This window comes from Leisingera sp. ANG-M7 (assembly GCF_000813965.1).
Taxonomy (GTDB): domain Bacteria; phylum Pseudomonadota; class Alphaproteobacteria; order Rhodobacterales; family Rhodobacteraceae; genus Leisingera.
In genome coordinates this window covers 82,730-95,086 of the sequence record NZ_JWLI01000012.1, presented here as the reverse complement: position 1 = coordinate 95,086, position 12,357 = coordinate 82,730, and the positions used below count along the sequence as shown (strand labels likewise).

The 12,357-nt window shown below is 61.9% G+C and carries 14 protein-coding genes and 1 tRNA gene; 4 read left to right on the top strand and 11 right to left on the bottom strand.

The window, feature by feature from the left end:
- Positions 1–33: 33 nt before the first annotated feature.
- The 8 genes from hpf to RA26_RS22990 form a co-directional block, all read right to left on the bottom strand.
- Positions 34–591: a ribosome hibernation-promoting factor, HPF/YfiA family gene (gene hpf, locus RA26_RS15040; protein WP_039184851.1), complete on the bottom strand. Its 558-nt coding sequence runs from the start codon at positions 589–591 to the stop codon at positions 34–36.
- 269 nt (positions 592–860) lie between these two features.
- Complete coding sequence (lptB, locus tag RA26_RS15035) at positions 861–1,619, bottom strand: LPS export ABC transporter ATP-binding protein (RefSeq protein WP_039184848.1); 759 nt, start codon at positions 1,617–1,619, stop codon at positions 861–863.
- Entirely contained in the window at positions 1,619–2,131 is a 513-nt protein-coding gene (locus RA26_RS15030) for an LptA/OstA family protein (protein WP_039184847.1), read from the bottom strand. The genes lptB and RA26_RS15030 overlap by 1 nt, the downstream gene beginning before the upstream one ends.
- A 3-nt stretch (positions 2,132–2,134) precedes the next feature.
- Positions 2,135–2,734, bottom strand: a complete 600-nt coding sequence (gene lptC, locus RA26_RS15025; RefSeq protein ID WP_039184845.1) for an LPS export ABC transporter periplasmic protein LptC — start codon at positions 2,732–2,734, stop codon at positions 2,135–2,137.
- A 21-nt stretch (positions 2,735–2,755) separates the two neighbouring features.
- Positions 2,756–3,724, bottom strand: coding sequence for a KpsF/GutQ family sugar-phosphate isomerase (locus RA26_RS15020; protein ID WP_039184843.1), 969 nt, complete (start codon positions 3,722–3,724; stop codon positions 2,756–2,758).
- Positions 3,721–4,335, bottom strand: a complete 615-nt coding sequence (locus tag RA26_RS15015; RefSeq protein WP_039184841.1) for a ribonuclease D — start codon at positions 4,333–4,335, stop codon at positions 3,721–3,723. Before RA26_RS15015 ends, RA26_RS15020 begins: the two co-directional genes overlap by 4 nt.
- Positions 4,336–4,493: 158 nt before the next feature.
- Positions 4,494–4,580: transfer RNA gene (locus RA26_RS15010), tRNA-Leu, on the bottom strand.
- A gap of 42 nt (positions 4,581–4,622) precedes the next feature.
- Positions 4,623–4,775: a hypothetical protein gene (locus tag RA26_RS22990; protein ID WP_193747625.1), complete on the bottom strand. Its 153-nt coding sequence runs from the start codon at positions 4,773–4,775 to the stop codon at positions 4,623–4,625.
- Positions 4,776–4,833: 58 nt separating this feature from the next.
- Here RA26_RS22990 and RA26_RS15005 point away from each other — a divergent pair, with 58 nt between their 5' ends.
- Both RA26_RS15005 and RA26_RS15000 read left to right on the top strand, forming a co-directional pair.
- Positions 4,834–7,023: a thiamine pyrophosphate-dependent enzyme gene (locus tag RA26_RS15005; RefSeq protein WP_039184839.1), complete on the top strand. Its 2,190-nt coding sequence runs from the start codon at positions 4,834–4,836 to the stop codon at positions 7,021–7,023.
- Positions 7,020–8,054, top strand: a complete 1,035-nt coding sequence (locus tag RA26_RS15000) for an acyl carrier protein (protein WP_039184837.1) — start codon at positions 7,020–7,022, stop codon at positions 8,052–8,054. The genes RA26_RS15005 and RA26_RS15000 overlap by 4 nt, the downstream gene beginning before the upstream one ends.
- Positions 8,055–8,180: 126 nt before the next feature.
- Here the strand turns inward: RA26_RS15000 and RA26_RS14995 are convergent, their stop codons facing one another.
- The 3 genes from RA26_RS14995 to RA26_RS14985 all read right to left on the bottom strand — a co-directional run bounded on the left by RA26_RS14995 (position 8,181) and on the right by RA26_RS14985 (position 10,861).
- Positions 8,181–9,755 (bottom strand): DUF427 domain-containing protein, encoded by a 1,575-nt coding sequence (locus tag RA26_RS14995; RefSeq protein ID WP_039184836.1) that lies wholly within the window; start codon positions 9,753–9,755, stop codon positions 8,181–8,183.
- Between the two features lie 139 nt (positions 9,756–9,894).
- Positions 9,895–10,596 carry a winged helix-turn-helix domain-containing protein gene (locus tag RA26_RS14990; RefSeq protein WP_039184834.1) on the bottom strand — a complete coding sequence of 234 codons (702 nt, stop codon included), beginning with the start codon at positions 10,594–10,596 and terminating at the stop codon, positions 9,895–9,897.
- On the bottom strand, positions 10,568–10,861 hold the full coding sequence (locus tag RA26_RS14985; RefSeq protein WP_039184832.1) for a hypothetical protein: 294 nt from the start codon (positions 10,859–10,861) through the stop codon (positions 10,568–10,570). The genes RA26_RS14990 and RA26_RS14985 overlap by 29 nt, the downstream gene beginning before the upstream one ends.
- A 166-nt stretch (positions 10,862–11,027) precedes the next feature.
- Between RA26_RS14985 and RA26_RS14980 the strand changes: the two genes are divergently transcribed.
- Together RA26_RS14980 and RA26_RS14975 are read left to right on the top strand one after the other, a co-directional pair.
- A complete protein-coding gene (locus tag RA26_RS14980) occupies positions 11,028–11,543 on the top strand; it encodes a hypothetical protein (RefSeq protein WP_039184831.1) in 516 nt (171 codons plus the stop codon).
- A 97-nt stretch (positions 11,544–11,640) separates the two neighbouring features.
- On the top strand, positions 11,641–12,258 hold the full coding sequence (locus tag RA26_RS14975; protein WP_039184829.1) for a ribonuclease HII: 618 nt from the start codon (positions 11,641–11,643) through the stop codon (positions 12,256–12,258).
- The last annotated feature ends 99 nt before the right edge of the window (positions 12,259–12,357 follow it).

Sequence of the window (12,357 nt, the reverse complement as noted above, 5' to 3'; positions counted from 1 at the left end):
GCCCCTTAGGGGGCGCCGATGCCTTAGGTGTGTTTACGGATCGATCCAGCCGATGTTGCCGTCATCGCGGCGGTAGACCACATTCAACCCGTCTTTGCCTTCATTGCGGAAGACCAGTACCGGGGCTCCTGCCAGCTCCATCTGCATCACCGCTTCCCCGACTGACAGGGAGGGGATGCGGGTCTCCATTTCGGCGACGATGATCGGCTGCAGCGAGTCCGGTTCGGAATCCGCTTCTTCAGAGGCGAGGATATACGAGTTGGCGCCCAGATGTTCAACCGGCTCGCTGCGGTCCTTGTGGTGATCCTTGAGGCGGCGCTTGTAGCGGCGCAGCTGCTTTTCCATTTTCTCGCAGCAGGCGTCGAAGGCCGCGTAGATTTCGGTTTCGTGGGCTTTTGCTTGCGCGCTCAGCCCGGTCGACAGATGGACAGTTGCTTCACATACATATTCATGCGCCGAACGGGAAAAGACCACAGTCGCGTCGGTTGGGCGCTCGGCGTATTTTTGTACGGCCGAACCCAGCTCATTCTGCACATGAACCTGCAGAGCGTCGCCGATGTCGATCTGTTTGCCGCTGATTTTGTAACGCATGTGATCTCCTTCACAATTTATTGCGGCCGGGCCTGCCGCCAAGGCAATCCTTGGCGGTGTCACGTCAGGTCCGGAACCGGGGGGCAGGCCAGCCGTCCGGTTGCATCCATCCGGGCCTTGTCGCCAAGGCTGTTGTTCGGACTGCATCGGACTGCGCGTATGCCATGGGTCAATTCCACGGCAAGACAGCGGGAGAGTCAATGGATAACGCGAAAAAAGAAGCCCGGGTTTGCGGCGGTTATTCGCTGCCGCGGAGGTGCGGAAGAGGGTCAGGAAATACGGAAGTTATCGCCCAAATAGACGCGGCGGACGTTCTCGTTTTCCACCACTTCTTCGGGGCTGCCGGACATCAGAACCTGGCCATCGTGCAGGATATAGGCGCGGTCGACGATTTCCAGCGTTTCGCGCACGTTATGATCTGTGATCAGCACCCCGATGCCGCGTTTCTTGAGGTCTGCCACCAGGTGGCGGATGTCCCCGACGGAAATCGGGTCGACGCCAGCGAAAGGCTCATCGAGCAGCAGGTATTTCGGGTTGGCGGCCAGGCAGCGGGCGATCTCGACGCGCCGGCGCTCACCGCCCGACAGCGCCAGCGCAGGCGCGCGGCGCAGGTGCTCGATCGAGAAATCCGACAGCAGTTCTTCCAGCCGCTCGCGGCGTTTGTGCTCGTGCTTTTGCGAGATGTCCAAAACGGCAGAGATGTTGTCCTCCACCGACAATCCGCGGAAGATCGACATTTCCTGCGGCAGGTAGCCGATGCCCAGGCGCGCGCGGCGGTACATCGGCAGGCCGGTCACGTTCTGGCCGTCAATGGTCACGGTGCCGGCTTCGGGAAACACCAGGCCGGCAATCGTGTAGAAACTGGTGGTCTTGCCAGAGCCGTTGGGGCCAAGCAGGGCCACCACCTCACCCCGGTTCAAAGACAGGGAGACGTCCCGGATCACAACCTTCTTGCGGTAGGATTTGCGCAGCCGTTCGATGCGCAGCCCGGAGGAGCCTTCCGTCACTTTCAGGTCTGGTTTAGCCATCAGTTGCTGCCACCGTTCGGGTTGAGGATGGTTTTCACGCGGCCGGCCATCTGCGCGGTGCCGGAGGTGAGGTTCACCTCCAACCGGTTCGAGGCAAGCGTCCCGTTTTCCTGATTGAGCAGCACGTTGCCGGTCATCACGACCGTTCCGCGGTCGATGGTGTACTCTGCGTACTGAGACTCGGCAGCGTCCGGGCCGCTGACCAGAACCACGTTGCCGGTGGCCTCCAGCCGTTCGATGCCGCCTTCGCCGCCGCTTTCTTCTGCCGTCTTGTAGATAACCAGAACCGTGTCGGCGGACAGCCGCATGACGCCCTGCACGATCAGGACATTGCCGGTGAATTCAGCCGACCCGTCGGCCTGGTTCACAGCAAGGTTGTCGGCGGTGACCTCAACCGGCAGGCTCGGGTCGGCCTTGACCGCGCCGAAGGCCACGGAGGCTGTTTGTGCCAGTGCGAGGCCGGGAAATACCGCGAGAGGCAGGCTGAAAATCAATGCGCGCAAATAAGACACAGGTTATCTTTCCGGTTGCTGGGGTTGATATAACAGCTTCACCCCGTTTTTGAACAGCATATGGACCGGCCCGCCGCCGGTTTTTGCTTCGATCTGCATATTGCCTGCGGTCAGAACGCCGATGTTGCCGGTCGCGCGGACCGGTCCGGGGCTGCTGGCTGACAAACCGCTGAGAATAGAATTCAGTTCCTCGGTTTCGACGACCAGACCATCGGCCGAGGTAATTACAACGTTTCCTGTAAAACGGGCAGTATCCTGGGCCGGATTGATGGCCCCAGTTTCGGAGGCCAGCGTGATCTTGCCGCCCTCTGCCAGATTGATTTCCGCGGACATATCGCTGGCTATCGCGGGCGCACCGTTACGGCCAGGGCGAGCCGTAGAGGCGGTCACCAGAATCTCATCGCCTTTTGCGGTGGTGCCGGAAAAGAAAGGAGCGGTGACCAGCTGGCCTCTCATCCGGTCCTCGATTTCCTTTTGCGCAAAGGGGATCACCGCATCCGTGTTCACCCCGCGCGAGATCAGAAACAGCGTTGACAGCAGAACCAGTGCCGCCAACGGCAGCAGCACCTTGAGATATGCGACGGCTCTGGAATGGCTGTCCATGATGCGCTCCCGGGTCCCGTGTCAGCCCAGTCCTGCGCGGAGGCAGTCGTGGATATGCAGCAGGCCTTCGGCCTTTCTTCCGGTCTCCAGGTCCACCACAAACAGGCAGGTGATCTTGCGCTGGTTCATCACCGCAACCGCCTCTTGTGCCATGGCTCCGGGCGCAATTGTGGCGGGGTCCGCAGTCATCACCTCAGCCGCGGTCTTGTCCAATAGCCCGTCCATATGGCGGCGCAGGTCGCCATCGGTGATGATGCCGGCCAGTGAGCCATCGGCTGCGGCAACGCCAGCGACGCCGAACCCCTTTTGGCTGATTTCGATCAGTGCGTCAGCCATGGGGGTGGTTTTAGAGACAAGCGGCAGTGCGCTGTCCGCGTGCATCAGGTCGCGCACCTTGCTGAGCTGGGCACCGAGCTTGCCGCCGGGGTGGAAGTCGCGGAAGTTCTCCGGGCGGAAATCGCGGTGCTTCATCAGCGCGATTGCCAGTGCGTCGCCCATCGCCAGCGTCAGTGTGGTGGAGATCGAGGGCACCATGCCAAAACCGCAGGCTTCCCCCAGCGAGGGGATTTGCAAGTGCACGTCAGCCTGTTTCATCAGGGTGCTGTCCATCTTGCTGGACAGGCCGATCAGCGGAATCGCAAAGCGGCGGGTGAAGGCCAGCAGGTTGGCCAGCTCCGGCGCCTCGCCCGAGTTCGAGATTGCCAGAACAACATCGCCTTCGGACAGCATGCCGAGATCGCCGTGGCTGGCCTCAGCCGGGTGTACGAAATAGGCGGGCGTGCCGGTGGACGCCAGTGTTGCGGCAATCTTGTGGCCAATGTGGCCGGACTTGCCGATGCCGCTGACGATGATGCGGCCCTTGGCTTGCAGGATCAGCTGAACAGCTTCGGCAAAACGCTCATCCAGACCTTCAGCCAGGGCGTCCAGCGCCTTGGCCTCATCTGTGATCACTTGCCGGGCAGTGACGAGGAATTTTTCTGTATCGGTCATGAGTGGGCAAATATGTCGATTTCGGGCCAGCCAGCCAGATCAAGCTTGGCGCGCATGGGGAGGAAGCCGAAGCAGGCCTGGGCCATTTCGGTGCGGCCCTCGCGGGCCAGGCGCTTGTCCAGCGCGTCGCGCAGCTTGTGCAGGTGCAGGACGTCGGAGGCCGCATAGTCGAGTTGCGCATCGGTCAGTTCCTCTGCGCCCCAGTCGCTCATCTGCTGCTGCTTGGAAATATCGATTCCCAACAGTTCCTGGGTCAGGTTCTTGAGCCCGTGGCGGTCAGTGTAGGTGCGCACCAGGCGGCTGGCGATCTTGGTGCAGTAGACCGGTGCAGCCAGGGCACCGAAAGCGTGGTACATCGCGGCAATGTCGAAGCGGCCGAAATGGAACAGCTTCAGCACATTCGGATCTTCGAGCATCCGGCACAGATTGGGAGCCTCAGTCTGGCCTTTTTCCACCTGAACAATATGGGCATTGCCGTCACCGCCGGACATCTGGATCACGCAGAGACGGTCGCGGTGGGGGTTCAGACCCATGGTCTCGCAGTCAATTGCGACAACGGGGCCGAGATCCAGCCCGTCGGGCAGGTCGCTCTTGTACAGGTAATTGGCCACTGGAATTCCCTTTTGATATTCACCGCACCGGGGCTGTTTCAGAGGAAATAGGCGCTTTGGCCTGCAAACTCAACTGCGCGAAGGCAAGCTGGTTTACGCGGGCCGAATATCCGCGCGGCGGCTCTGGGACGAGGCTGCGGGCTGTCATTGTCGGGGAATGGTGCCCAGGAGAGGACTCGAACCTCCACGTCCATACGGACACTAGCACCTGAAGCTAGCGCGTCTACCAATTCCGCCACCTGGGCAGGTGTCGTTGGGAGGGCGTATAAGATGGTTTGACGGAGCCGTCAAACGGAAAAGGCGGGCAAAGCCAACTGCGGGGCGTGCAGTGAATTGCGGCTTTGGGCGTAAGCGCGGCGCGTCCAGCCGTTAAGTGACAATTCGGACTGATTGATGGATTTTTCATGCCGTTTTGGAATGAATTCATTGCGCAAACTCATTGGCTTCAAGTTCCGGATTCGCGGATAAAGCCATGGTCAGTCAGCGTAAGGAGGCCGCATGGACCGCGCTCAGATCGTGCATCAGAATTTCCTGGACCGGGTTAAGACCGGGAACCTGCCTGCAGGCGCTGCACCAGCCGGGCCGCTGGCCGCAGCCGAAGCAGTTTCCGCCTTCCGCGCGCAGGTCCTGAGCCGGGCGCTGGATCTGACCAGCCGGGACATGCAGAAAGCGGGGCAGGGCTTCTATACCATCGGCTCTTCCGGGCACGAGGGGATGGCGGCGGTGGCCCGTGCGCTGCACCCCACCGACATGGCGTTCCTGCACTACCGCGATGCGGCTTTTCAGATCGCCCGTGCCGATCAGGTGCCGGGGCAGCGGATTGCCTGGGACATGCTGCTGTCCTTCGCCTGTTCCAGCGAAGACCCGACGTCCGGCGGGCGGCACAAGGTGCTGGGGTCCAAGGCGCTGATGATCCCGCCGCAGACGTCGACCATTGCCTCGCATCTGCCGAAGGCGGTGGGTGCCGCCTATTCTGTCGGCGCCGCCAGGCGGCATCAGCCGGAGCATCAGCAGCTGCCGGAGGATGCCATTGTCATGTGTTCTTTCGGCGATGCATCCGCCAACCACTCGACCGCGCAGGGCGCAATCAATACCGCGGGCTGGACCTCGGTGCAGTCGACACCGCTGCCGCTACTGTTTGTCTGCGAGGACAATGGCATCGGCATTTCGACCAAGACGCCGAAGGGCTGGATCGAGGCCTCAATGGCCGGGCGGCCCGGCATCAAGTATTTCCAGGCGGACGGGTTGGATATCTACAACGCTTATGCGGTGGCGCAGGAGGCGGCGGCGTATGTGCGGACGCGCAAGAAGCCTGCGTTCCTGCATCTGCGCACCGTGCGGCTGTATGGCCATGCCGGGGCGGATGTGCCGACCACCTATATGGCAAAGGCAGAGGTGGAGGCGGATGAGGCCAACGATCCGCTGCTGCATTCGGTCCGGCTGCTGGATGAGGCTGGCGCGCTGCGTCCCGAGGAGGCGCTGAAGATCTATACGGACACCTGCGCGCGGGTGGAGCGGATCCGGGCGGAAGCGGTGTCGCGACCGCACCTGAAAACCGCGGCGGATGTAGCGGCCAGCCTGATCCCGCCCAAGCGGGAGTGCGCGCCCACCAACGGCCCCAGTGCCGAGGCACGCGCCGCGGCCTTTGGCAGCGACATGCGGGCGATGGAGGAGCCGCAGCCGATGTCGCGCCTGATCAACTGGGCGCTGACCGACCTGATGCTGGAGCACGGCGAGATCGTCATGATGGGCGAGGATGTGGGCCGGAAGGGCGGTGTCTATGGCGTCAGCCAGAAGCTGCAGCAGCGGTTCGGGCCGGACCGGGTGATTGACACGCTGTTGGACGAGCAGTCGATCCTGGGGCTGGCGATCGGCATGGGGCACAACGGCTTCCTGCCGATCCCGGAAATCCAGTTCCTCGCCTATCTGCACAACGCCGAGGACCAGCTGCGCGGCGAGGCGGCGACGCTGCCGTTTTTCTCCAACGGGCAATTTTCAAACCCGATGGTGCTGCGGATTGCAGGCCTGGGGTATCAGAAGGGTTTTGGCGGCCATTTCCACAACGACAACTCGCTGGCGGTGCTGCGCGATATTCCGGGGCTGGTGATTGCCTGCCCATCGGACGGGGCGGAGGCCGTAATGATGATGCGCGAGGCGGTGCGTCTGGCGCGCGAGGAACAGCGGGTGGTGGTCTTTGTCGAACCCATCGCGCTGTATCCGATGCGGGATCTGCACGAGATCAAGGATGGCGGCTGGATGCGGACCTACCCGTCGCCGGACCGGCGCATTGGCCTGGGGGAGGTTGGCGTGCATGGGGATGGCAGCGATCTGGCCATCGTGACCTATGGTAACGGGCGCTATCTGTCGGCCCAGGCGCAGGCAGAGTTGGCGTTGAAAGGCGTTGACGCCCGGATCGTGGACCTGCGCTGGCTGGCGCCCTTGCCGGATGCTGCGCTGCTGGAAGCAGTGAATGGCTGCAAAGACGTGCTGATCGTTGATGAATGCCGCATCACCGGCAGCCAGTCGGAGGCGCTGATGGCGCTGTTTGCAGAACAGAGTGATATTCCAACGGCGCGGATTGCCGCCACAGATTGCTTCATTGCAACCGGGCCGGCATATGGCGCGACACTGCCATCGAAGGACAGCATTGTATCGGCAGCAATGACGCTGGCAGGAGGAAAGAAATGACCCGCACCGCCGTCCTGATTTGCCCTGGCCGGGGCACCTATAACAAGGCAGAGCTGGGCTACCTGCACCGCCATCATGCGGACAAGACGGCGCTGTTTGCGGGCTTTGACGCGCAGCGCCGGGAGGCCGGGCAGGAAGAGATCACCGCGCTGGACGGGGCCACGCGGTTCTCCGTGTCGAAGTATTCACGCGGGGATATCGCCTCGCCGCTGATCTATGCGTCCGCATTGGCGGATGCGCAGTCGCTGGCGGAGGATATCGAGGTTGTTGCGGTCACCGGCAATTCGATGGGCTGGTATATTGCGCTGGCGGCGGGCGGGGCGCTGAGCGCTGATGATGGGTTCAAGGTTGTGAACACCATGGGCACGCTGATGCAGGAACAGCTGATCGGCGGCCAACTGGTTTACCCTTTTGCCGGACCGGACTGGCAGGGCGACCCTGCGCGCAAGGCAGAGCTATTGGCGCTGGCAGCAGAGATTGATGCTCGCGATGGGCATGACCTGGCGCTGTCGATTGATCTGGGCGGGATGCTGGTGCTGGCCGGGAACGAGGCCGGGCTGGCTGCGTTCGAGACGGCGGTGCCGGTGGTCGAGGAACGTTTCCCGATGCGGCTGGCCAATCATGCCGGGTTTCATACCAGCCTGCAGGCGCCAGTCGCGGCAGAGGGGCGCAGGCGCCTGACCGCGGAGATGTTCACCCAGCCGGATGTGCCGCTGATCGACGGGCGCGGGCAGATCTGGTGGCCGGGTGCCACGGATACGCAGGCCCTGTGGGATTACACTTTGGGTCATCAGGTGGTGGAGCCCTATGACTTCACGCTCGCTGTGCAGAATGCCGCCCATGAGTTTGCGCCGGATCTGTTTATCGTGACGGGTCCGGGTACAACACTCGGCGGCGCGGCAGCGCAATCGCTGGTGCAGGTGGGCTGGCAGGGGATGACTTCCAAGGCGGATTTCAAGGCGCGGCAGGCGGAGGCGCCGCTGCTGGTCTCGATGGGCGATGCGGGGCAGCGCTCCTTGGCGGCGGGCTGATCGAGCGGCGGGAGGGGCTCCCGCGCCGGTTGCCTGCATCACAGATGCCGGCAAAGCAGCCTTGGGCACGGCACTGCCCTGGAGGCAGTACCGAAGGGGAGGCTGAGAGGACTGTCTGTGGCAGGGTTACTCTGCAGCTGCCTGGGAATTTCCGCCGGCTTGAATTGCAAAGCAGCTGACGGGCTGGGAGACATTGTGCAGGCTGACTGCGCCGAGCGAGATGCCTTGAGAGGTGTCACCCAAGATGTCACGGCTGACGACAATCGCGTGGTCAGCGGTTTTTCCGTAGTCGCCCAGCCGGGCGGCGATATTGGCGGCCTGGCCGATTACCGTGAAGTCCAGACGCTCGCGCGAGCCGATGTTGCCATAGGTCACCCGGCCATAGGCGATACCGATGGCGGCCTCGCAGCGGTGGCCTTCTTCCTCTTGGGCGATCTCTTCCAGCCGGGCGACGATGGCGCGGGCGCTGTCCAGGGCCTGTGCGCGCGCCCTGTCCGGGTTGCTGCCCGCCGGGAAGACGGCCAGCACAGCATCGCCGATGAATTTCAGCACTTCGCCGCCGTGGTCATGCACGATGGTCGAGGCGGTCTCGAAGAACTGGTTCAAGAGCGCGATGTAGTCCCGGCGGCCCAGCTGCTCCTCCAGCCGGGTGGAGCCGCGCAGATCGCAGAACATGATGGCGGCGTCAATTTCGTCGCCGTCGCCGCGGCGGATCTCGCCGCCGAGCACCCGGGCGCCGGTGCGCTTGCCCACGTATGTTTCCAGCAGCGCCTGGGCATTCTCGCGCTGCATGAAGATCTCGTAGTAGCGGGCGATCACCCCGGAGCATTCGAAAATCAGGCCCAGGTTGGCGGTCGAAAAACCATTCGGATGGTCGCTGGTAAGTGTCAGCACATTGATCCGCCCGTCCGAGAACCGCAGCGGCATCGCGACATAGTCGGTGGCGCCTTCCTTGCGCAAATCCTCAAGAATGGGAAAAGCATCGTCGGTGCAGCAGGCGTCCAGCCGGTGCCGCACCCCGCCCAGCCCGTTGGAGACATGGCGCAGCGGGCTGTTCTGATATGCCGGGTGGTCGTGGATCTCATACGAGGGGGCGTAGGTCGTGACCTCGCCAGTTTTCTTCTGCCAGATGTAGTTCTTTCCCGCGATCAGCGGGTGCAGGGACCAAGCCATGACCGAGAGCCGGGACAAGTAGATGCCCTGCTCCACGAATTTCTCTGCCAGCGCGGCGGTCAGTTCTTCCGGAGTTGCCACCATCGAGGCATCACGCAAAAGCCAGTCAATTACCGGGCCGGAGATATTGCCGTAATCCGGCATCTCCACGGTGTTGCTGCCGAAATCGAATTCGACCTCTGCGCTGGGCATGAAACCGATGTGGCCGGAAATGGCGGCGGCCTCGGGCAAGGCGTCCTCGTAGGCCCAGACAGCGTTCTGCACGGCATCGTCTGGCAGCAGGATATCGCGGTAGCTTGCGGTGCCTTTGAAAGGGCAGAAAGTCTGCAGGGGAGTATGAGCGGACAGAGGGGCGGTTACGTCGTCCGCCGGGAAGTAGACCGCCGGAGGAAGCCGGGTTTCGTACATCACCTTGGCTTGGGTGCTTTGCGCCAGAACCGTGCCGCCGCGCCGGGCGGTGACCAGGCCTTGCAGCGGTTCGACAACAATGCCGTAGCCCCGGTTGCGGGTCTGCACCTGTGTGTCCATCCCAGAGATCCTTGTCTTAAGTGCCCTTCAGCGGCTTCAACAGGACCGGCCGGCGCAGGCCGGTTCTGAACTATCTGGGGGCTGTGCCGGAAAATTCTAGAGGTGGACACGTGATATTGAGCGGCACGGAGCGGAGGGGTCAGACCATGCGGATCACGTCCTTGCTGATCGCCAGCACATAGCCGCGTTTGGCGATGTTTTTGACCAAAAGCTCGCTGACCATCTGGTTGCCCAGGGTGTCCCGCAGGCGCTTGATCCGGGTGGCGCCGGCGGCTTCCTCGCAATCGGCGGAGGCACGGCCCGAAATCACCGCCTCGATCTCGGCGCCGGACAGCACGTCATCGTCCAGCCGGGCTTCGGCCAGAACCGAGAGAGTTTCCATCGCGGCGGGCGTCAGCTTGAACCCCATGCTGTTGAGGTAGACGGTGTTCTCATCGCGGCTGATCAGCAGCTCGTTTACTTGGATGCCGGAGCGTTCGATCTGGGCCATGCGGCGGTTCAGCATCACCAGCATGCCAAGCACGGCCAGCGCTGCCACCATCATTGCGGTGGCAAAAACCAGCAGCACAAAGATCACCATGCGGTAGCTGGTCAAAGTGTCAGCAAAGGCGGTGCCGGACTGGGCCAGGATTTCAAGCAGCTTGATTTCGGCCTGGGTTGTCAGGTCATTTTCCACGAACAGCTGCTCGACCCGGGCGTTGAAGGCATTGGCGTCAGGCAGGGTCAGCAGCAGAACCGTGCCGGCAATGACCAGCAGGGCGACGATGGCGGCAATACCGAGAGTAATGACCCTGCTGCCGGCGGCACGGGCTTCAGAAACTGAGATAGTAGGGTCCGGCATCAGCCTTCCTTTGCTGCAGACCTTCGGGGCCAAAGACGGAGAGGACATTTAGCAACGTCCACCCGGCCGGGGCGATGCGGGCCTGGATTTCACTGCGAGCGGCTTGTTTCTGGCAGGCGCCGGACAGCTGAATCACACCGTAGTGCAGGCGCAGCGGATTGTCCTGCTTGGCCTTGTAGTCGGCATAGCAGTCAGCGGCTTGTGCCGGAGCGGAAAGCGCCAGAAGGAAAGCCGCAAGAGCGGGGATCAGAAGGGTTTGTTTCATACGGGCATCCTGCGTCCGGACTGCTTGAAATTCAATAACCGCAGGGGGTTGGAATGGCTGATATCCGATAACAAGCCACCGATATTGCCTGTCTGAAGGGGATGGGAGCAGGCTGAGCGCATCAAGCGCATTTTGCGTTCCGCTCATTTCCTTGAAAGGTTCAGATATGGCCCAGACATGCCGACCCCAGCCGCACCGCAAATTCATAGCCCTGATCGTTGCAGCCGCCATTGCGATTACAGGCTTCTCGGCAGCCCCCGCCCGCGCTGACAATGATGTCGCAAAAATTCTTGGCGGTCTGGCGCTGCTTGGCATTCTTGGTGCGGCCATCAAGCATTCCAGGGATAAAGATGATCACGCGGTGACCCGCACTTATAATCCGCCGCAGAACCACAGCCATAACAACCACAGGCGCCAGGGCCGCAACCGTCACGATGGCCACGTCAAACCGCTGCCGCAGTCCGTGCGCCGCTATGATCTGCCGGCGCACTGCGTCCGCTACTTCCCGCGCTACAGCCAAAACCGTCCGCTGGCAGCGAAGCGCTGCCTTGATCGCAATTATGGCTACACGCACGATCTGCCGCAGGTCTGCAAGGTGACGTTCTGGAACGGTCAGCGCAACCGTACCGGGTACAAGCCTGGGTGCCTGAAGAAACATGGCTACCGGATGGTGAATCGGTAAGCCGGAAAACGGGTTCGGGCAGCAGCAAACTGGGGGGCTCCGGCCCCCCTTTTTTTGTCTGCTTGCATCATGTGCCGGAATTAGCATTGTCAGGGGCATGACACAGCCGGATTACAGTCTTGAAGCCGACGCCCGCGAAAGGGGTTTCCTCAGAATTGCAGGGGTTGATGAGGTTGGCCGCGGCCCGCTGGCCGGTCCGGTCACGGCTGCAGCGGTGGTGCTGGATATTGCCGCAATCCCTGAAGGACTCAACGACTCCAAGAAGCTCAGCCTGAAAAAGCGAGAGGCACTGGAAGGGAATATCCTGTCTTCGGCCCAATCGGCAATTGCCCATGCGACGGTTGAAGAGATTGATTCCCTGAACATTTTGCGCGCGTCGCATCTGGCAATGGAGCGTGCGGTGGCGGCGCTGGATCCGCAGCCTGATTACCTGCTGATTGATGGCAACCTGATTCCCAAGGGGCTGGCCTTACCGGCAGAGGCCGTAGTCAAGGGGGATGCCAAATCGGTGACGATCGCGGCAGCTTCGATTTTGGCAAAACTGGCGCGTGACAGGATCATGGTGGATTTGGCGCAACAGTTCCCGGGTTATGGTTGGGAGAAAAACGCAGGCTACCCCTCGAAACAGCACCGGGATGCGCTAGTTCAGCTGGGCGTAACCCCACATCATCGGCGCTCGTTCAAGCCGGTACACAATATCTTGTATCAAGAGTGAACCGTAGGGCGTTGTTATAATAAACAAATTGACCTCGAATCCGCGATGACTCATCCTGTGGACAACCTAATGAGCGCAAAAATGCGCCGCGGTTATGAG

Coding starts and splice junctions, on each gene's coding strand:
- RA26_RS15020 (WP_039184843.1), bottom strand. CDS start 3,724: ATGACCGATACAGAAAAATTCCTCGTCACTGCCCGGCAAGTGATCACA.
- hpf (WP_039184851.1), bottom strand. CDS start 591: ATGCGTTACAAAATCAGCGGCAAACAGATCGACATCGGCGACGCTCTG.
- RA26_RS15005 (WP_039184839.1), top strand. CDS start 4,834: ATGGACCGCGCTCAGATCGTGCATCAGAATTTCCTGGACCGGGTTAAG.
- RA26_RS14995 (WP_039184836.1), bottom strand. CDS start 9,755: ATGGACACACAGGTGCAGACCCGCAACCGGGGCTACGGCATTGTTGTC.
- RA26_RS14985 (WP_039184832.1), bottom strand. CDS start 10,861: ATGAAACAAACCCTTCTGATCCCCGCTCTTGCGGCTTTCCTTCTGGCG.
- RA26_RS14975 (WP_039184829.1), top strand. CDS start 11,641: ATGACACAGCCGGATTACAGTCTTGAAGCCGACGCCCGCGAAAGGGGT.
- RA26_RS22990 (WP_193747625.1), bottom strand. CDS start 4,775: ATGAGTTTGCGCAATGAATTCATTCCAAAACGGCATGAAAAATCCATC.
- lptB (WP_039184848.1), bottom strand. CDS start 1,619: ATGGCTAAACCAGACCTGAAAGTGACGGAAGGCTCCTCCGGGCTGCGC.
- RA26_RS15000 (WP_039184837.1), top strand. CDS start 7,020: ATGACCCGCACCGCCGTCCTGATTTGCCCTGGCCGGGGCACCTATAAC.
- RA26_RS14990 (WP_039184834.1), bottom strand. CDS start 10,596: ATGCCGGACCCTACTATCTCAGTTTCTGAAGCCCGTGCCGCCGGCAGC.
- RA26_RS14980 (WP_039184831.1), top strand. CDS start 11,028: ATGGCCCAGACATGCCGACCCCAGCCGCACCGCAAATTCATAGCCCTG.
- lptC (WP_039184845.1), bottom strand. CDS start 2,734: ATGGACAGCCATTCCAGAGCCGTCGCATATCTCAAGGTGCTGCTGCCG.